Genomic DNA, 18313 nt, shown 5'->3' on the forward strand with positions numbered 1-18313 from the left:
TGAAAGAATTGACAACTTTCAGGACTTTTATGCTCAAAAAGCACATTGTTTTTAAGCCATTACCTCATTATTTCTTCTTGGAGCTTTGTCGCAGAGAACATCTGCAATGCTTTTGGAAATAAGGTTTCCTTCTGTAAGATTATCCAGCCAGAAGAATTCTCCTGCCGCATTGATCTCGATAAAATAATATTCGTCTTCAGGAGAAACAATCATGTCTATGGCTCCGTAATCTACGTTGTACATATCAAGCAATTCAAGCAGTTTTGCTTCTACACCTGCCGGAAGTTCTGTTCTGTTCCATTTATCAATAAGATTAACACCGTCTTTTCTCCAGTCTACTTTTGCGTCTTCAGACTGCTGGGAATCTATTTCGAATGCATACACATCTCTTCCCACAATGGTAATACGAAGCTCTTTTTTCTTCTGAATCATCTGCTGAAACTGCATAGGACAATATAATAACGAATCCAGCTCTTCCAGCTTATCCTCTCCCACAACATTCGTAAACACTACATTTTCCACACCGTTTTCATAAATAGCAAAACCGGTTTGCATTTTTGCCACCACATTTTGATGTTTCAGGATAAATTTTCTTGCCTCATCAGGATTATTGGTAAGACAGGTTGCCGGAATGGTAAGACCTAATTTATCTGCAATTTTCAACTGTTCTTCTTTACTGTCGAGCCTTCTGTAAATACTAGGCTTTCCTAAAGAATAAGCATCCACAGATTCAAAGAAACCAAAAAGGGTATTTCTGATTTCTCCCATAGCCGCACCGTAGAACTTAGAATCCATTTCTTCTTTTAATCCTTTTCCGATATTGTAAGCTCTTCTGTACCAGATGGCAGAAATATCGTCCAAACGATGTTTTGTTTCAGGAGTTTCAAGGTAACTGATCCATTCTCCATCCTGGAAAATAGTGGACAGTTTGTTTTGTAATGGATAAACGTCTACATCAAAGCGAATGACTTCACAATTATTTTTTTCTATGTATTCTGTAACTTTTTCAATGGAAAAGTTATCTGCGGTATGGGTAATTATTAAAATTTTATTCATGGAAATTAATTCTTTTGATAAGGTTGTCGGCAATTCTTTCTGCGATGGGAAATCCCAGCTCTTTCTGAAGCATTCCCCATTCTCCCTGCGGATTGACTTCAAGGAAGTAATACGCTCCGTCTCTTCCTTTGATCATATCGATCGCTCCTGTATAAAGTCCCATTTCGTTCATCATGGAAGTGAGATTGGCTTTAACGGATTCAGGTAATTCATATATTTCCCAGAAATACCCTTCACGGGCCACTCTCCAGTCTACATTTTCACTGTTATTGATTTTTCCTGTGAAGAACTCACCGTCTACATACATGATTCGTAATTCGTATTCTTTGTCAATGTAGGGTTGAAAAATCATCGGACAATACGCGATATCTGAAAGGTGTTCAAGAGATTCTTCCTCAATAACTGTGGTAGAAATCATATTTTCTCCTGACATTGTTTTTGCCGTAACTCCGTGAAGCTTCGCAATGGCTTTTCCCTGACAGTATTGATGGAAAAATGTTGTTATTTTTTCTTCATCATTAGAAAAAATGGTTTTGGGAATGGTTAAGTTATTTCTTTGTGCTATTTTCAGCTGAAAGATCTTATTTCCATCTATTTTTTTTTCATTTTCATAAGGGTTGATCCAGGGAATATCTTCTAAAGATGTTATCAGATTATACCTCAGACTTCCATATTCATTGAGAAAGATTTTTTCATAATCCTGATCCAGTTCTTCGGGAGCGCTGATTCTCCAGGCTTTTCTATGCCATACTCCTTTAATGGCATCAGAATGAATGGTATTTCCGGACTCATCGGTCAGTTCAAATGAGTTTTCATAAATGCTGATTTTCTGAAGATGGTTCAGGCGGTCAGAATTCAGTCTGAAATAAGGAATATTTTTAGAAGCCAGATATTCGAAAAAGAGATCAATATTATAAAAATCCTGTGAGTGAGTGATGCAGAGAATCATTTGCCGGTTGTATTAAAAAGGGAAACTTAATGTCTAAGTTTCCCCTACTATTTTATTTAATATTCTTTCTGATCTTACAGTGGAACGTTGATTGTATCATCATCACCATCAGAAGGATATTTCAGCGTGTGCATCATATCGTCTTTTGGAGAAGTCACTGTATCTATTGCCGGTTTTGTAATGACATCTCTTTCAGGAATTGAGATATCTGTTCCTCCTTTTACTGTTTCAGGATCTTTTACCTGTTTTTCTAAAAATGATGCGAAAAACGGCTTTTTCTTTGAGTTGTTGCTTTTCATAATGTTTTAGTTTTGGGTTGATATATTAGCTTAAGCTGTATTTATATTTAGTCTAATTCTAAAACACCTTCATCACCGTCTGAAGGATATTTCATCGTTACATTGTCATTATTAGGCTTTGTAATGCTGTCTTCAAGCGCTGTAGTAGTGATATGATCCTTGATTACTGAAGTAATCTGATCTGCAGCAGCAGAAGTAAGACCTCCTCCTGTTATTGTTTCAGGGTCTTTAACCTGCTTCTCTAAGAATGACGCAAAGAATGGCTTCTTTTTTGAATTTTTGTTTTCCATAAGTTAATATTTTTATCGTTTTGACAAACGCAAAGTACAAAAATTTCAACTCATGGAGAAATAATATAAATTTTTAATAAAATTTTAACATAAAACTAAAAATCAGAGTATAAAATCAATTCAAACCAAGAAAATCCTTGACAACATTTGCAAAATCAACCGGATTTTCTGCCTGTACCCAATGTCCGGCATTCTTTACTGTCACAATTTTAGCTTTAGGAAATTGCTGTTTGATACCGAATTCGTCCTGTGGAAGGATATAGTTGGATTTTGCTCCTGCAATAAACAGTGTATCACCTTCAAAAACCCCAAATTTAATGGCATTGGAGACAAATTCTGTATATTTTTCAGATAGCGTTTTAAGATTGAATCTCCAGCCCAGTTTTTTATTATCATCCCAATACAGGTTTTTCGTAAGAAACTGTACGGTAGATCTTTCAGGAATATATTGGTTCAGGACGGCTTCCACTTCATTTCTTGAAGTTACCGTATTGAAATCAACGGTCTCCAGCGCTTTAATAATTCCCTGATGATGCGGCGGATATGCTTTAGGCGAAATATCTACAACGATCAGTTTTTCAACCCGTTCAGTATATTTTATCGCAAACTGCATCACTGCTTTTCCTCCTAATGAATGTCCCAGAACATGAGCTTTCTGAATACCATAATGATCCATATAACGGGCAATATCATCTGCCAGATCATCATGAGACATACTTTCTGAGTGAAAGCTTCTTCCGTGGTTTCTAAGATCGATCAGGTGTACCGGAAGATATTCTCCCAGATCCTTTCCGAAACTTCCCCAGTTGTCGAGCATTCCGAATAGTCCGTGAAATACAAGAAGCGGCGTATTCGTTACATTTTCGCCAAATATTTTTGAGTTTAAGATTTCCATATTTTTTACCATTTTGCCAGTCTCTTCAGATAAGCCTGAACCGTATTTTCCAATCCCATATAAAGTGCTTCAGAAACCAAAGCGTGTCCGATAGATACTTCCAGAAGGTTCGGAATGGTATCTGAAAAATATTTCAGGTTTTCCAAGCTCAGATCATGCCCGGCATTGATTCCCAATCCGAATTTTGTAGCTTCTACAGCTGTGTCGTAATAAGGTTTTATAGCTTGTTCTTTATTGGTAAGGTAATTTTTTGCATAAGCTTCTGTATACAATTCTATTCTGTCTGCACCTGTTTTAGCTGCATATTCTACCAATTCCGGCAAAGGATCCAGAAAAATAGAAGTACGGATTCCTGCTTTTTTAAATTCTGCAATGATGTCTGTAAGGTAATCGAGATGTTTCTGGGTATCCCAGCCTGCATTGGATGTAATAGCGTCATCAGCATCCGGTACGAGAGTCACCTGTTCAGGCTTCACCTCCAGTACCATATCGATAAAGCTCTGATGAGGGTTTCCTTCAATATTAAACTCAGTCGTAACCAACGGCTTCAGATCATAGACATCTTTTCTTGTGATATGCCTTTCATCAGGTCTTGGGTGTATGGTAATTCCCTGTCCTCCGAATTCCTGAATTTTTACAGCAGCTTCTGTAACACTTGGGGTTTCACCTCCTCTTGCATTTCTTAACGTCGCAATTTTATTAATGTTTACGCTTAGTTTTGTCATTTTTTATTGTAGATGTTAGATATGATATGTTAGAAGCTTGAAGCCTGAGGCTGTAAGTAAATCCAGACATTGTACTTCCTTTGGTCTTCTATATTCATGATCATTTAAAAATTTAATTAAAATTTGTTTTAAAGGTGCTGAAACTTCCAGCTTGCTCTTCTGCCTTCAAGCTTTTCTAAACCTTCACGCTTACCTGCATCACCTGAAGTTCAAATTCTTTCGAAGCCACCAGTAAATGGTCAAAAATATCGGCCTGAATCTGCTCAAAACGTTCCCATTGTGAATCATTGGCAAAACAGTATACTTCAAGTGGCAGCCCTTGTGGGGTAATCTCCAGCTGGCGCACCATTCTCGTTCCGTTTTTATCCACATCAGGATCATTTTCGATATACTGTTGTGCATAGTACCGGAAAACTCCGATATTGGTAAGCTGTTTTCCATTCACAATTTTATCTTTATGTTCCAGGCCTTCTTTTTCTTTTCTGATTTCAGAAGTCTTTTCTTTCAGATAATCAGAAATTAAATTGATTTCTTTTAACCGTTCAATATCTTCATCCGTAAGAAACTTAAAAGAATTAATGTTAAAGTAAATTGATTTCTTAATCCTTCGGGTATTAGATTCAGACATCACCTGCATATTCTTGATCTCGGTGGTCATCAAATCATAAGTGGGAATCGTAGAAACTGTTTTATCAAAGTTGGTAATTTTGGTTGTCAAAAGGTTGATCTCCGTAATATTTCCTTCGATGCTGTATTTCGGAATACTTACCCAGTCTCCTACTTTCAGATTTTTGGAAGTAGCCACGTGAAGACCTGTTACAAACCCAAGAATAGTATCTCTGAAAACCAATACCAGAACAGCTGTAATTGCCCCAAGACTTCCTACAATAGTGGTTCCTTTGATTCCGAAAATCACACAGAGTCCCACTACTGTAAATATGAAAAGTCCTAAAATTTTTACAGTTTCGGAAATGGCATTAAGCGCCATTATTTTATAGAAATCCTGTTTAATGCTGAAATAATTCCTGAAAGCTGTCAGTGATCTGTAAAGCATTCCCGCTAATATCAGGACCAATCCCAGATTGATACATCTTATGATAAAGATGGTTGTTTTTGGCAGTGCATTTTCCGGAAAAACAGATCCCTGAATCCCGGCAACAGCAATCAAAGCAGCAAAATGAGCTACAGAATTGGTGATTTTCGACTGGTAAATGGATTTTAAGATCGGAAACTTCTGTTCATTATGAAATAATCTGAATACGGAATTGATGATGAACTTAAAAATAAAATCGGCAATAAAAAACAGGACAAGAAGTAAGCTCAATTTTACAATGATATGAAAAATCCAATCCAGCCCGGAAGGTGAAATCCGGGTAATGTAAATATAAAGCTGCTCGCTTAGCTCCTGTATAAAGTTTTTGGTTTCTTGTAACTGGTCATTCATCACGGCAAATTTATGAAATTAAGAATCATCATTTTACTATTCACAATCAATTTTCATCCCAAAAGCTATTCACCCTAAAATATTTAATAAAAATTATGAGCAATGATCTTAAAAAATAGTAAGTCTACCACAAACCACAATTATAGATGAAAAATTAACTATTAATTACAGATTTAAATAAAAAATATTAAAATAATTTCCACTTTTAATGTTTTAATATCAAAAATTAATTAAATTTGATTAAAACTAAACCCATCAAAACCAATTAAATATGAAACAAAACTACTTGTTCATCATGCTGTGCAGCCTTGTACTGTTAGTCAATTGTAAAGGCGGTGATGACTCGATCAACCCGGAAGTTTCCAAAACAGTATCCACTGGAACTGTAGAAGGCAAAGTATTTGCTAAAAACGGAACAAAACCTATTGGCGGTGCCATTGTATTTACTATTGACAGCAAAAATCAGGTTTATCACACGTATTCCAATGCGGATGGTTCATTCAGCCTGACTGCACCTGAGGGAAATACAACCCTTCACATCCAGACTGGCAATGGCCTTAATTTCAGGACTGAAATTCCCATTACGGTTAATAAAAATGAAACAACCAGTGTTGCCAGCAAAGATTCCAAACTGAATCAGATTGCAAAAATAGCTTATGTAGAAGGTAGTTATGACGAGATAGAGGCCATTATTACAAGTCTTGGTTACACCGCGACAGAAATCAGCTATCAGGATTTAAAAAATTTCAATACCATTTCTCAGTATGATATTATTTTCCTGAACTGCGGTTCACGTAATCCTGCACAGACGGGAACCAACTCTCCCGGTAATGATCTTTCTGTTTTCAGTAATCTTTCTACTTTTATCACGAATGGCGGAAGCATTTACACCTCAGACTGGGCAGCAGCTTATCTGGTAGGGGGAGATAAATACGTTTCAGGCTGCAGTACTTATGGAGGTTTTCTGGATCTCACAAAGATTTGTTTTACCAACACCGGAAATTCTGCCATGTATAATAACTGTAGTGTTACCAATACTGCTATGGCGGCAGCATTAGGGTTTAGCACACTGGATATTCAGTATGATATGTCTTTATGGGAAAAAATTCAGCATTATGATCCTACATTCTGGGAAGTACTGGTACAGAAAGGTAATGAACCTTTGATGATAAGAACTAATAAATATGTGGATAAAACGGCTCCTAAAATCTCAGTGGGAACATCTTTAAACAATAATCATATGACGATCTGCCATCATACGGCAGGTGGCAACAATGTTACCATTACCATTAATCAGAATGCCTGGAATGCTCACCAGGCGCACGGTGATTACGTGGGATCATGTTCAGGAACAACAAGTAGTGGAAATATCTACTATACCACATTTCATAACCATGCAAGCGGAAATATCGGTAAAGCAGGACCGATTCTGGAATACGTAATCTTAAATTTGTAATAAAATTTTATAACTCAGTTCTCAAAGTGGCTTTTTATAAGGTCACTTTTTTTATATTGCATGTATATTTTTTTTAAGAATGGATACAACAATTATTAATATTTTCTGCCTCATTTTATTATTTATTGGAATATTGGGTACTTTTCTTCCGGTATTGCCTGGTCTTTTACTGAGTATCTGTGGACTTTTGATCTATAAATTCGGAACGGATGCTGATCTTTCCATGATTTATATCTGGGCCTTCGGAATTCTTACCTTAGCTTCAGTAGTATTAAGCTATGTAATTCCGGCAAAGACCAACAGAAAATATGGAGGTACCCGTTGGGGAAGTATCGGTTCTTTTATTGGAACTATTATTGGAATTTTTATTCCGATTCCGTTGGGATTTCTGATAGGAATGTTTGCAGGGGTATTTATTGGTGAATTACTTCACGACAGCAAGGATATGAATAAAGCCTTACAATCAACCAAAGGAGCATTGATTGGATTCATTTATGGAACCGGATTCAGTTTTGTGGTGGGAGTGGCAATGTTTTTGGTAGTATTACTTGATATGTTTAACGTCATTTAATTAAATATAAGAAACTATGTTCCATAAAGTTATCATACTCAGTCTGGGAATATTTGCATTAACAGGATGTGATGCCCAAAAGAAATCCAGGATGAATACAAAAGCTGCTGAAATGTCTACAGGTACAAAATCAACAACTACAAATAACCAGAAAGACGGTGTTATCTACCTGAATGAAGGAGAAAACAAGTTTTTAAGAGAATACCAGATGAATGTGACATTCAAAGGGGTTTCTGAAGACAGCCGTTGTCCTGAAGGAGTCAATTGCATCTGGGCAGGAGTTGCTCTTGCCCAGGTGGAAGTAATGGGAACTTCTACCCGTCCGATGATTCTGAACCTCGCCAGCGGAGATTTCCCGGGAAGAAATTATCACCAATCGACAGAATTTAATGGTTACACTATTACATTGCAGGATATTGCTCCGTATCCGAAATCTCAGGATGGAGCAAAAGCATTAGCCGGAAAATATAAAATCGGAATTACGATAGAAAAAGCAGATCAATCAGCTGATTCTACCAGGAAATAGGCTTTTTTCCCTTGGAAACAAGGTATTCATTGATTTTTGAGAAAGGCTTGCTTCCAAAAAAACCTCTGTATACAGAAAAAGGTGAAGGGTGTGCCGATTTAAGAATAAAATGTTTAGCCGGATCTATGAGTTCGGCTTTTTTTTGTGCAAAAGCGCCCCACAATACAAACACTACATTTTCTTTTTTATCTGAAATTTCCTTAATGATAAAATTGGTGAATTTTTCCCAGCCAAGGTCTTTATGTGAATTGGGTGAATGCGCACGAACCGTTAATGTAGCATTCAGCAGTAAAACGCCCTGTCTTCCCCAATCATCAAGTTCTTTGGAAGTTCTTACCACTCCCAAATCATCTTTTAGCTCAATAAAAATATTTTTAAGTGAGGGCGGTGCGGCAACCTGCTCAGAAACAGAAAAGCATAAACCATTTGCCTGATAATCGTTATGGTAAGGATCCTGGCCAATAATCACCACTTCAATATCATCAAAAGCAGTAAGTTCCAATGCTCTGAAGATCTGATTTTTTGGCGGGAAAACTTTGGTTGTTGCATATTCATTCTTCACTTTCTCCCAAAGGGTAGTAAAGTATTCCGTACTTTTTATGGGGGCTAAAATTTCTGTCCAGGTCATACTGCAAAAATAATAATATTAAAATAAGGGCTTCCATTATACTTTAAATATCTTCACTTTTCTTTCAATAAGCATATACGAAAAATAGGACAGCAATAGTGAAAGAGAGATTAACAAAAGATTATTAAGATGGTAATTATTCACAATAACAAAATCCTGCTTCTTCACCATATAATGGATAATGTATAACGAGTAAGAAATATTTCCTAAAAAATACACAGCCTTGGTTTCTAAAAATGTTTTGAGATAGTTAGGCTTTCCTTCATAGAGATATTTAATCATCAATGCTGATAATAAGGGGATAAACAACAGCCCTTTTTCCACAAACAACATGGACACAAACAATAGGATAATGATATAAAGGATCTGGTTTTCTTTCTTCATTTTAAATGATGGTAAAAGAGCAGCTCCAATACCAAGAAAATAGGAAGAAACTGTTCTTAACAGGGAAACAAAACCATAAGGAAGATCAAGATATCTTGGTGACTCTCCTATTTCCATGGGATGTTCGGAGCCAATATATAAATGTCCGGGTAAATAAGGAAGAAGAAACCTCAAAACCAAACTTATGATGATTAAAATTTCGCTGCGTATTTTATAATACAGGATGAACCATAACATAAAAGGGAATATCAGATAGCAAACCCATTCTGTACTCAGTGACCAATAGACCACATTCAGCAGATAATCCGGGTTAAAAAAACACTGTAATAAGGTGGCGTTTATGAAGAATCCCGCTACAGAAGGCTTCATTAAAAATAATGCTATAAAAACTACTGATATAATGTACACAGGATAAATCCTGTTGATTCTTTTTTTATAAAAAACCTCTATTACTTTATAATTCAGATTCTTCAATTTTCCGGAATAAGAAACTGTTAGTAAAAAAGCACTTAACACAAAAAAAATATCAACTGCTACATATCCCTTTCCTACTACATCCTGAATGAATTCATTCCTAAAAAAACTAAAATGAAAAAACGCTACCCATAATGCAACAATCCCTCTAAGTCCCGTTAAAGATTTTATTTCATTTTTCATATGTAATGTCAATCGGCAATAAAGATAGAGAAAAACCTAGCAGATCTCATAAGAGTTGGCTGAAGCTCTTTTCAAGCTAAAGATAATATTATCCGGAAAACCTTCATCCTGCTTTCCTTCCTGCAAAATAAAATGGTGTTTTAAAAGAAGACCTTTTGAATTTTCATTGAATGTATTGGTAATAGCAACAATTTCATCTAAATGTAATTCATTAAAACCAACATCTAAAACCGCTTTTAATGCCTCAGACATAATTCCTTTTCGGTGATACTCCGGCAACAGTTCGTAACCAACTTCTGCTTTCTTCCGGTCTTCAGAAAAATTCCAGAGACAGATGGTTCCGATAAGATCCGGCTGATCTTTTAAAGAAATCCCCCAATAAAAAGTTTGGTTATTCTTAGTTCTCTCCTTAATGGTCAAAATAAACTGAAGTGCATCATAATTATTCTTCGGTGAGTTTCTTATAACAAACCGATTGATTACTTCATTACTTCGAATGCGCAAAATATCATCAACATGGCTTTCGTTGATGTTTTTCAATAATAATCTTTCGGTTTCCAGTTTCATGGCTCAAATGTAATAAAAGCAGCTCAATCCTATTAAATTCATGGTTAATTTATTCTGTACATCTCTCAGATATACGTAATAATCAAAATTCTCACTAAATTTGCACTGTGTATATAGATAAAGAAGATTTAGACGAATTAGAGTTTCCGCAATTGCTCGCGGAAATCTCCCCATTTGCGTATTCTCCGAAAACAAGAGAAAAAATTCTTCAACTTCGTCCGATGGAAATTGACGAGGCGGAACTTTCATTAAAAAAAACGTCAGAATATCTGTCGAGTTTTGAAAGTTCAAATGCGATTCCGTTTGATGAGTATGAAGATATTGAAAGTGAGCTGAAATTGATGCTGATTGAGAACTACCGTCTGGAAAATGCTGCTTTCATCAAAATAAAAACCATCACGGAACAGATCGGAAGACTTCAGAAATTCTTCCCTACCATGCCGGAAACGTTTCCTACGTTATTAGAAGAAGTTTCTGTACTGGAATTCAGAAAAGAGATCATTGAAAAGGTAGATAAGGTTTTTAACCGTTTTGGTGAAGTGAAAAATGAGGCTTCTCCAGCTTTGAAAGGGATAAGAACTGAAATTCAGCTTGCTAAAAAAGCAATCCAGGAAAATTTTAACCGTGCGCTTACCACGTATGGACAGAGTGATTTTCTGGACGATATCCGGGAAACGATTATTGATGACCAGAGAGTTCTGGCGGTAAAATCAGGATTCAAAAAAAGGGTTGCCGGAAGAACATTAGGAATTTCCAAAACGGGTTCCATTACGTATATTCAGCCGGACAGTGTTGTAAAACACTATTTCAAGCTGCGTGAAAATGAAGAGGAAGAAAAAAAAGAAATTGATAAAGTTCTCCGTAAGCTTACTGCCGAACTGGCAGAATTTCAACCTCAGCTATGGAGATATCAGGTGTATATTTTTGACCTTGATCTTACGAGAGCTAAAGCAAAATTTGGTGAACTGATCAACGGAGTTCTTCCTAAAATCAACCATCATAAAACGCTTAGATTAAAAGATGCTTATCATCCTCTTTTATGGTTAAGAAACAGAGTTGAGAACAAAACAATTCACCCTCAGACACTTACTTTAACAGAACATAACAGGATTATCTGTATTTCCGGTCCGAATGCCGGCGGAAAATCAATTACCCTGAAAACAGTTGGACTATTGCAGCTGATGATTCAGAGTGGTATTCTTGTTCCTGTTCACCCAAAGTCTGAAATGTTTTTCTTTGAGAAAATCATGACGGATATTGGAGATAACCAGTCCATTGAAAACCATTTATCGACCTATTCATCAAGATTGAAGAAAATGTCAGGAATCATCCGTGAAGCAGATGCCAATACCCTTCTGCTTATTGATGAATTCGGTACGGGTTCTGATCCTGAACTTGGAGGTGCGCTGGCAGAAAGTTTTATGGAGTTTTTCTATGACAAAAAGAGTTTTGCCATCATCACAACGCACTATACCAATATTAAACTGGTAATAGAGCAGCTTCCCAACGCTCAGAATGCAGCCATGCTCTTCAATGAAGAAACTTTGGAACCGATGTATAAGCTGGAAGTAGGACAGGCAGGAAGTTCATTTACGTTTGAAGTTGCAGAAAAGAATAAAATTCCGAGATTCATTATCCATTCTGCCAAGAAAAAGGTAGAGCATGATATTGTGAATCTTGACAAAACGATTGTAAAACTGCAGCAGGAAAAATTTGAAGTTGAAAAACTGAAATCCGATCTTGCAGAAAGAAAAGAGTCTGTAGAAGATAAGCGTGATAACCTTCAGAAACTGAATGACCAGCTTCAGCAGAAACTGTTCAATTTCCAGAAATTATATGAAGAGGAACACCGCAAACTTCAGTTTGGAAATAAGATTGAAGCATTCATCGACAGCTATACCAAAGGGAAATCCAGGAAGGATGTTGTAAAAGATTTTGTAAAACTTCTTGAGCAGGAAAAATTCCGAAAACTGGGCAGTGATAAAGATGAAACCAAACGTCTGCAGGTTGTTAAGAGAAAAATTACTCAACAGCTGAAAAAAGAAGAGGTGATTGAAAAAATTGCTGAAACCAATGAAAGACTGGAAGAAAAACGTAAAACCGACCGCGCTGTCTGGATGAAGATTGGACAACGTGTTCGTATTACAGGAAGTACCAGTGTAGGAACTATTGAGAAAATTTCCAGAAACAAAGTGATCGTCAATTACGGAACTTTCAAAACCACGATTGATGCGGATGAACTTGAGAGAATTTAATTAATCTATCTAAGGATTAAGTTACACAAATACAGCGAGAGCACTTTTCAGTGTTCTCGCTTTTAATTTTATTTTTTAATGAATCTTTTAATTCTCTCTTGTATAAAGGTTTTTAATATATTTGAATTCATAAAGTATTAAACATTGTGAGAAACTTTACTATTCTTTGGATCTTTTATAAAAAAATACTGCTTCCTGCGTTACTGTTTTCATTACTTATTTGTTTTCTGCTTCCCTACAGGCTTGAAACATTTGGATTAAGTTTTCTTCTGATTTTACCTGTTCTTCATTACTTTATGTATGAAATAAGGTTTAAAAGCGAATATTACTTTTATGCCAATTCAGGGTTTTCAAGGATTTTTCTTTGGGCAGGAACAATAGTATCAGGGGTTATTGTAAAAATTATAACATTGTTTTTATGAGTAAACTTCATGTTGATAGTGTAACAAAATCTTTTAATGAAAGAAAAATTCTGCAGGATATTTATATAGGATGTGAAACAGGGCAAATTACAGGGTTATTAGGCAGAAATGGTAGCGGAAAATCAACGCTTCTAAAAATTATCTTCGGGATTGAACATGGTAATACGCAGTTTATAAGATATGATCATACCATTTTGAAAACCATTTCCGATAGAAAAAACAGAATTGCTTACTTACCACAGGATCTCTTTTTACCCAGGTATGTAAAAATCAAAAACCTGATTCCTCTTTTTTGCAATCAAAAGAATACTGAACTACTTTTTACTTCAGAATTCATACAGCCTTTCCTCCATGAAAAACCTAAAAACCTTTCTAAAGGTGAACAGAGAATTATTGAAACCCTGATGATTATTTATTCTGAAGCCCATTTTATTTTACTGGACGAGCCATTCCATAGTCTTTCTCCAAAGGTTACTGAAGAATTAAAGAAAAATATACTGCGGGAGTCAGCACATAAAGGTTTCATTATTTCTGATCATAATTTTAAAGATGTTCTGGATATTTCTGAACGTATATTTCTGCTTTCAGACGGTCATCTGAAACAAATACAAGATTTAAGTGAACTGCAGCGGTATAATTATCTTCCGAAAAGCATTTAATTTATATATTTGGAAGATCAAAAAAATTTCATGATGACTTTCATAAACAAAGCATTCTATTTATCCGCTATCAGTATCTTATCTATAACCTTTGTAAAGGCACAGACAAAAGTTCCTTTTGGAGTGGTAAAAGCTGAGGAAGGATATGCTAACGTACGTGTACATAAAGACGATTACCGAAAAATTGTAGACAAGATCCGTATGCGCAAAGGAGATGTATTTGTTTATGTAAAACCGGCTCCGGGAGAAACAGAATGGATCTGGATCAAATATCCGGAAAAACAGGATGACGACAAGCCTTTTGTACGGTATGAAACTCTTGATAAAGAAGGTATGGTGAATAAAGGGCGTATTGCATATGTGGACCAGCTTCCCGCCTATACTCCATCTAAATCTAAAAATGGAAGATCCCTTATTTTCACCGACAATTCGGATCCTAAAATCCCTACTGCCCAAAGAAGCAAAGTGGTGATTGATATTTATCCTTCCAATGCAGGATACCGTAAAAAGGAAAAAGATGCGGATGGAAAGATTCTTACCATTGATAAAGTAAAACCGTGGGGAATTGGAAATGACCTTCCTGAAGGAATGACCGAAATCAAATCCATCAGAGTGCAGCAGCCCGGAAGAGGATCTGTTTTTGTAAGAGAAGCTATCAAAAATATGTTCCAGCCTACCATGGATTTTGAGAAAGTAGGAGTAACATCTCTTGACAATGATAATATTTTTCTTTATATGATCAATGGTTCAGGAGAAAACAGATATACTACCCTGTGGACAATTAAGAAAGGAAGAGTAATCAGCCAGATTATTTATCATAATCCGGAATAAATTCATTATTTTTGCATTCGAAAAGTTTTTACGCTTATTCATCACAGAAATTGGTTCTGCATCACTGCAGATTAAAAGGGAACCGTGTGAAAATCACGGACTGTCGCGCAACTGTAAGTAACTGAAGTCTTTATCAAAGATCCACTGTGCGAGGTATGGGAAGGAGATAAATGATGTTACAAGTCAGGAGACCTGCCTTTTTCTTAAACATGTAACTTTCGCGATTTGAAGTTGTATTGATCTGATGGATTGTTTCAGGAATTCTGTAAGTTCCTGTCATTATTCTGTTGTTTCCAATCATTTCTTATCGCTTTAATTAATAATGATATATGACTACAGAAGAAAGAATTGAAGCATCCGAAACCAGAATCTTTAAAGCGGTTTTCCCTAACACTACCAATCATTATGACACTCTTTTCGGAGGTACAGCCATGCAGCTGATGGATGAAGTAGCTTTTATCACAGCAACCCGTTTTGCCAGAAAAAGAGTGGTAACCGTAAGCAGTGATAAGATTGATTTCAAAAAACCTATTCCTGCCGGAACCATTGTGGAACTGATCGGGAAAGTTTCATACGTGGGAAAAACCAGTATGAAAGTGAATGTTGAAATTTACACTGAACAGATGTATTCCTATGAAAGAGAAAAAGCTATTGTAGGTGATTTTACTTTTGTAGCCATCGATGAATTCAAAAAACCAATTCAGATACTATAAATAAATTTCGGGCGGCCTTTGGCCGCCCGAAATTTTTCCATTCAAAACAATCTATTTACGTATTGACGATAATGATTGGAATTCATTCAGGTTTTCTTTAATTTAGGCCTCAGGAAATTTTTTACCCTTTTCCTAAAACTATAGAAGAACTAATATTACATGAAAAAAATTATTTTAATCATTACACTCATCCTTTCAGTATCACTAACAGCACAAAAAGACGTCAAAATTGAACTCCCGGAAAGTTATGAATTGGGAAATATCATTTTAGCACTCACAGAATACGGTAAAACAGATCCATATGACGTCCAGAAAATCCCTCCGTATTATGATGAAATCATGTCTTATTTTGAGCCTGTAAAAGATCATCCCCTATTAAAAAAAGTAAACTATTCCAGAAAAGACTGGAAAAAATTCTTAGGTTTTCGAACCGATTTCTATGCATTTTCTTTTGATGAAAGTGGTTTACTTAAAAGAGATTTCCCATTCAATTCATTTGGTCCCAAAGAAGTAGATGAAAACCTGGAACTAATTAATGATTTTGTGAAGAAATCGAATTATAGAACCTTTTATAAAAATCATCAGCAGTTTTATAATACCATCATCTCGAACTACAAAGAGTATTATTACATCAATGACACCTATGCTTTTTTGGATAAAATAGCAGCAAGACCAGCCAATGAAGGAGATAAGAAATATGTTATCGCCATTTCTCCTCTGGTAGGCGGACAGAATTGCCATAGAGACATCAACAGTTCATTAACCGTTGACTTCCCTGATATCGGACAAGATCTTATCCTTGGAAATTTAAAAAATAATATTGCCCGAAGACTTCTGGATAATCACACCGTATTTTCAGAAATAGATCATGGTTATGTTAATCCTGTTTCAGATCAGTATTCAAAGGAGATAACGGAAAGCTTCAGTCTGGCGAAATGGGATAAGAAGTCAGGATATCCGGGTATCAGTTCATTCAATGAATATATGACATGGGCTGTTTACGATTTATTTATCAAAGAAAAATTTCCAAAGGAAAAAACAGACAGCCTTTCTGCGATCTATCACAAAGTGAATATCCGACGTGGATTTATTGCACAGACCCTGTTTTCTGAAAAGGTTGCAGAGCTTTATAAAAAGGAAAAGAAGCTGGAAAAATTATATGTCCCATTATTAAAATGGACGAAGAAAATAGGAAACAAAATTTCTCAGCCATCCGTTGTGAATGCCAATAACAAAGATTTTGAAAAAGCTGATCTCAACAATATAGTGGTACAATTCACGGAGCCTATGAAAAAAACACAGACTCTTCAACTGAGATTATTCGAATATGTAGATGGAAAAGAAACCGGTAATACAATAATTACCGTGAAAAACCCGGTGTGGTCCAAAGACGGAAAACAGGTGAAATTTAAACTGGAAACTACTTACAGGAATTTTGAAATGAGGTTTTATGTATGGAACAGTATGGCTGGATTTTATTCGCAGCAGGGAGTTTTATTAAACCCTGATAACTATTTATTGCTGGCCTCATAAAAATTCATGAGATATCCATAAAAAAAGACACTGCCCAATCAATAACCGGACAGTGTCTTTTTTTTTATTATTTCAACACTTTTTCCGTTTCCAGACTTCTGTTTAAAAGAAGTTCAAAAGCCTCTCCCATTTCATCCGATGCTCTGCTGATAGCATTTTCAAGCATATTTCGGATTTGTTTTTCTGTTACTCCTGCTTCCGTCCAGCTCTTTCCTGTAGTATGGGAATTTAAAATAAACGGCATAATCCTGTCGATCCCGCAGGCAAAAATAGCATCCGGTGTTGTCTCTTCTTCAAACTCAAGCCACAGGTTAAAAAATTCTGTACGTAAAGGCTCATCCAGAATTCCAAAGATTTTTTGGGCTGAAGCTTTCTCTCTTTCAAATTTTCCTACCATTGCTTTTTCATCAAAAATAAAAGTATCTCCCGCTTCAATCTCCACAAGATCATGAATGGAAAGCATTCTTATCACCCTTAATAAATCAATATCTGCACGGTTTTTAGCATACGGATAAAGGATCTGGGCAAGAATGATAATCTGCCAGGAATGTTCCGCCGTATTCTCTCTTCGGGAATCATCTGCATTATAATTTCTTCGCTGTACATTTTTAAGTGCATCCACTGCAAGAATAAAATTGATCTCTTTCTGAATTTTCATTTTACTTTTCTCTGTTATATTGTTCTGAAGAGCATACCCTGTGGTTACCCGTTTATTATTTATCTTTTCTTTTGTAAGTACTTTTAGATTTACTTTTTACAAATGATTTAGGTGTTTTTATTTCTAACAAAAATACGAATACTGATACGGACCTCAAAATCAGATAATGAGTAATGAATGATAGCTGGTTACTTTTCTTTTCTCTTCATTTCTTTCATTCTTACTTAAAATTTAAGTGTTTTTTTCACCATTTTTCATTCAAATCTATTTCCAATAAATTTTAAACGAAAATTATTTATTTGATTATCAGTATATTAAATAATTTATTTTAAAAATTTCACTACTTTGTATTGCATAATACCATTTTAATTACATATCTTTGTAATGTAAAATCGAAATAGGTACAACTAGCTAGGTTCCGAACTTCGAAAATTATATAACTAATTAACAAAACTTATCAAAGATGAATACCGAAAATACCAAAGCGCAAATGCGAAAAGGAATTCTGGAATTCTGTATTCTAAGTCTCATCAATAACCGCGAAATGTATGTTTCTGATCTTATTGACGAACTGAAAAAAGGAAAACTGGATGTAGTGGAAGGAACCCTCTACCCTCTTCTTACAAGACTTAAAAACGGAGAGTTTCTCTCTTACAGATGGGAAGAATCTACCGGAGGACCACCCAGAAAATATTATCAGATCACAGAAAAAGGAAAACTTTTCCTGGATGAACTTCTCAATACATGGAATGAACTGACAGCCTCAGTAAACCAAATCACTCAACAAAATTAAAA

General features: G+C 35.6%; 20 protein-coding genes and 1 riboswitch. Of the genes, 9 read left to right on the forward strand and 11 right to left on the reverse strand.

Going from position 1 to position 18313, the window contains the following annotated elements; genetic code table 11:
- Positions 1-51 precede the first annotated feature (51 nt).
- From C8D70_RS05860 to C8D70_RS05890, 7 genes are all read right to left on the reverse strand, one after another.
- Positions 52-1056, reverse strand: coding sequence for an MvdD family ATP-grasp ribosomal peptide maturase (locus tag C8D70_RS05860; RefSeq protein WP_110366699.1), 1005 nt, complete (start codon positions 1054-1056; stop codon positions 52-54).
- The gene (locus C8D70_RS05865; protein ID WP_110366700.1) at positions 1049-2005 is read right to left on the reverse strand and encodes an MvdC family ATP-grasp ribosomal peptide maturase; all 957 of its coding nucleotides are present in this window, start codon (positions 2003-2005) and stop codon (positions 1049-1051) included. Before C8D70_RS05865 ends, C8D70_RS05860 begins: the two co-directional genes overlap by 8 nt.
- 74 nt (positions 2006-2079) lie before the next feature.
- Positions 2080-2304, reverse strand: a complete 225-nt coding sequence (locus C8D70_RS05870; RefSeq protein ID WP_076597416.1) for a microviridin/marinostatin family tricyclic proteinase inhibitor — start codon at positions 2302-2304, stop codon at positions 2080-2082.
- Positions 2305-2351: 47 nt separating this feature from the next.
- Positions 2352-2594: a microviridin/marinostatin family tricyclic proteinase inhibitor gene (locus C8D70_RS05875; protein ID WP_076597417.1), complete on the reverse strand. Its 243-nt coding sequence runs from the start codon at positions 2592-2594 to the stop codon at positions 2352-2354.
- A 115-nt stretch (positions 2595-2709) separates the two neighbouring features.
- Positions 2710-3489: an alpha/beta fold hydrolase gene (locus C8D70_RS05880; RefSeq protein WP_228402635.1), complete on the reverse strand. Its 780-nt coding sequence runs from the start codon at positions 3487-3489 to the stop codon at positions 2710-2712.
- A 5-nt stretch (positions 3490-3494) separates the two neighbouring features.
- Positions 3495-4214: a pyridoxine 5'-phosphate synthase gene (locus C8D70_RS05885; RefSeq protein ID WP_076597419.1), complete on the reverse strand. Its 720-nt coding sequence runs from the start codon at positions 4212-4214 to the stop codon at positions 3495-3497.
- A gap of 175 nt (positions 4215-4389) precedes the next feature.
- Positions 4390-5658 carry a mechanosensitive ion channel family protein gene (locus tag C8D70_RS05890; protein WP_076597420.1) on the reverse strand — a complete coding sequence of 423 codons (1269 nt, stop codon included), beginning with the start codon at positions 5656-5658 and terminating at the stop codon, positions 4390-4392.
- Between the two features lie 271 nt (positions 5659-5929).
- Here C8D70_RS05890 and C8D70_RS05895 point away from each other — a divergent pair, with 271 nt between their 5' ends.
- The 3 genes from C8D70_RS05895 (at position 5930) to C8D70_RS05905 (ending at position 8211) form a co-directional block, all read left to right on the forward strand.
- Positions 5930-7114, forward strand: a complete 1185-nt coding sequence (locus C8D70_RS05895; RefSeq protein ID WP_228407989.1) for a carboxypeptidase-like regulatory domain-containing protein — start codon at positions 5930-5932, stop codon at positions 7112-7114.
- 79 nt (positions 7115-7193) lie between these two features.
- The gene (locus tag C8D70_RS05900; protein ID WP_110366701.1) at positions 7194-7685 is read left to right on the forward strand and encodes a DUF456 domain-containing protein; all 492 of its coding nucleotides are present in this window, start codon (positions 7194-7196) and stop codon (positions 7683-7685) included.
- Positions 7686-7701: 16 nt separating this feature from the next.
- The gene (locus C8D70_RS05905; protein ID WP_110366702.1) at positions 7702-8211 is read left to right on the forward strand and encodes a hypothetical protein; all 510 of its coding nucleotides are present in this window, start codon (positions 7702-7704) and stop codon (positions 8209-8211) included.
- Here the strand turns inward: C8D70_RS05905 and C8D70_RS05910 are convergent.
- Genes C8D70_RS05910 through C8D70_RS05920 form a run of 3 tightly spaced genes read right to left on the reverse strand, consistent with a single transcriptional unit; the run spans position 8198 to position 10447 of the window.
- Positions 8198-8839, reverse strand: a complete 642-nt coding sequence (locus C8D70_RS05910; RefSeq protein WP_076597424.1) for a uracil-DNA glycosylase — start codon at positions 8837-8839, stop codon at positions 8198-8200. The genes C8D70_RS05905 and C8D70_RS05910 overlap by 14 nt on opposite strands.
- A gap of 36 nt (positions 8840-8875) precedes the next feature.
- The gene (locus C8D70_RS05915) at positions 8876-9880 is read right to left on the reverse strand and encodes an acyltransferase family protein (protein ID WP_110366703.1); all 1005 of its coding nucleotides are present in this window, start codon (positions 9878-9880) and stop codon (positions 8876-8878) included.
- 36 nt (positions 9881-9916) lie between these two features.
- Positions 9917-10447, reverse strand: coding sequence for a GNAT family N-acetyltransferase (locus C8D70_RS05920; protein WP_076597426.1), 531 nt, complete (start codon positions 10445-10447; stop codon positions 9917-9919).
- A 107-nt stretch (positions 10448-10554) separates the two neighbouring features.
- Here C8D70_RS05920 and C8D70_RS05925 point away from each other — a divergent pair, with 107 nt between their 5' ends.
- The 5 genes from C8D70_RS05925 (at position 10555) to C8D70_RS05950 (ending at position 16860) form a co-directional block, all read left to right on the forward strand.
- Positions 10555-12702 (forward strand): endonuclease MutS2, encoded by a 2148-nt coding sequence (locus tag C8D70_RS05925; protein ID WP_110366704.1) that lies wholly within the window; start codon positions 10555-10557, stop codon positions 12700-12702.
- Between the two features lie 418 nt (positions 12703-13120).
- Positions 13121-13783 carry an ATP-binding cassette domain-containing protein gene (locus C8D70_RS05935; RefSeq protein ID WP_110366706.1) on the forward strand — a complete coding sequence of 221 codons (663 nt, stop codon included), beginning with the start codon at positions 13121-13123 and terminating at the stop codon, positions 13781-13783.
- Positions 13784-13813: 30 nt separating this feature from the next.
- Complete coding sequence (locus C8D70_RS05940) at positions 13814-14614, forward strand: hypothetical protein (protein WP_110366825.1); 801 nt, start codon at positions 13814-13816, stop codon at positions 14612-14614.
- A gap of 34 nt (positions 14615-14648) precedes the next feature.
- Positions 14649-14829: riboswitch (cobalamin riboswitch) on the forward strand.
- Positions 14830-14943: 114 nt separating this feature from the next.
- Complete coding sequence (locus tag C8D70_RS05945; protein WP_002977578.1) at positions 14944-15327, forward strand: acyl-CoA thioesterase; 384 nt, start codon at positions 14944-14946, stop codon at positions 15325-15327.
- A 159-nt stretch (positions 15328-15486) separates the two neighbouring features.
- A complete protein-coding gene (locus tag C8D70_RS05950) occupies positions 15487-16860 on the forward strand; it encodes a DUF4932 domain-containing protein (protein ID WP_110366707.1) in 1374 nt (457 codons plus the stop codon).
- Between the two features lie 67 nt (positions 16861-16927).
- On the opposite strand, the gene C8D70_RS05955 is transcribed toward C8D70_RS05950, so the two are convergent.
- Positions 16928-17518, reverse strand: coding sequence for an HD domain-containing protein (locus tag C8D70_RS05955; protein ID WP_110366708.1), 591 nt, complete (start codon positions 17516-17518; stop codon positions 16928-16930).
- Between the two features lie 463 nt (positions 17519-17981).
- Between C8D70_RS05955 and C8D70_RS05960 the strand changes: the two genes are divergently transcribed.
- Positions 17982-18311 carry a PadR family transcriptional regulator gene (locus tag C8D70_RS05960; protein ID WP_002977573.1) on the forward strand — a complete coding sequence of 110 codons (330 nt, stop codon included), beginning with the start codon at positions 17982-17984 and terminating at the stop codon, positions 18309-18311.
- Positions 18312-18313 lie beyond the last annotated feature (2 nt).

It is taken from the genome of Chryseobacterium sp. CBTAP 102 (assembly GCF_003201365.1).
Taxonomy (GTDB): domain Bacteria; phylum Bacteroidota; class Bacteroidia; order Flavobacteriales; family Weeksellaceae; genus Chryseobacterium; species Chryseobacterium candidae.

What these genes read in the sequence shown, in the direction of transcription:
- C8D70_RS05880 (WP_228402635.1), bottom strand. Translation starts at nt 3,489, where the DNA reads ATGGAAATCTTAAACTCAAAAATATTTGGCGAAAATGTAACGAATACG.
- C8D70_RS05940 (WP_110366825.1), top strand. Translation starts at nt 13,814, where the DNA reads ATGATGACTTTCATAAACAAAGCATTCTATTTATCCGCTATCAGTATC.
- C8D70_RS05960 (WP_002977573.1), top strand. Translation starts at nt 17,982, where the DNA reads ATGAATACCGAAAATACCAAAGCGCAAATGCGAAAAGGAATTCTGGAA.
- C8D70_RS05860 (WP_110366699.1), bottom strand. Translation starts at nt 1,056, where the DNA reads ATGAATAAAATTTTAATAATTACCCATACCGCAGATAACTTTTCCATT.
- C8D70_RS05910 (WP_076597424.1), bottom strand. Translation starts at nt 8,839, where the DNA reads ATGACCTGGACAGAAATTTTAGCCCCCATAAAAAGTACGGAATACTTT.
- C8D70_RS05890 (WP_076597420.1), bottom strand. Translation starts at nt 5,658, where the DNA reads ATGAATGACCAGTTACAAGAAACCAAAAACTTTATACAGGAGCTAAGC.
- C8D70_RS05945 (WP_002977578.1), top strand. Translation starts at nt 14,944, where the DNA reads ATGACTACAGAAGAAAGAATTGAAGCATCCGAAACCAGAATCTTTAAA.
- C8D70_RS05885 (WP_076597419.1), bottom strand. Translation starts at nt 4,214, where the DNA reads ATGACAAAACTAAGCGTAAACATTAATAAAATTGCGACGTTAAGAAAT.
- C8D70_RS05915 (WP_110366703.1), bottom strand. Translation starts at nt 9,880, where the DNA reads ATGAAAAATGAAATAAAATCTTTAACGGGACTTAGAGGGATTGTTGCA.
- C8D70_RS05900 (WP_110366701.1), top strand. Translation starts at nt 7,194, where the DNA reads ATGGATACAACAATTATTAATATTTTCTGCCTCATTTTATTATTTATT.
- C8D70_RS05870 (WP_076597416.1), bottom strand. Translation starts at nt 2,304, where the DNA reads ATGAAAAGCAACAACTCAAAGAAAAAGCCGTTTTTCGCATCATTTTTA.
- C8D70_RS05895 (WP_228407989.1), top strand. Translation starts at nt 5,930, where the DNA reads ATGAAACAAAACTACTTGTTCATCATGCTGTGCAGCCTTGTACTGTTA.
- C8D70_RS05955 (WP_110366708.1), bottom strand. Translation starts at nt 17,518, where the DNA reads ATGAAAATTCAGAAAGAGATCAATTTTATTCTTGCAGTGGATGCACTT.
- C8D70_RS05935 (WP_110366706.1), top strand. Translation starts at nt 13,121, where the DNA reads ATGAGTAAACTTCATGTTGATAGTGTAACAAAATCTTTTAATGAAAGA.
- C8D70_RS05920 (WP_076597426.1), bottom strand. Translation starts at nt 10,447, where the DNA reads ATGAAACTGGAAACCGAAAGATTATTATTGAAAAACATCAACGAAAGC.
- C8D70_RS05875 (WP_076597417.1), bottom strand. Translation starts at nt 2,594, where the DNA reads ATGGAAAACAAAAATTCAAAAAAGAAGCCATTCTTTGCGTCATTCTTA.
- C8D70_RS05865 (WP_110366700.1), bottom strand. Translation starts at nt 2,005, where the DNA reads ATGATTCTCTGCATCACTCACTCACAGGATTTTTATAATATTGATCTC.
- C8D70_RS05905 (WP_110366702.1), top strand. Translation starts at nt 7,702, where the DNA reads ATGTTCCATAAAGTTATCATACTCAGTCTGGGAATATTTGCATTAACA.
- C8D70_RS05950 (WP_110366707.1), top strand. Translation starts at nt 15,487, where the DNA reads ATGAAAAAAATTATTTTAATCATTACACTCATCCTTTCAGTATCACTA.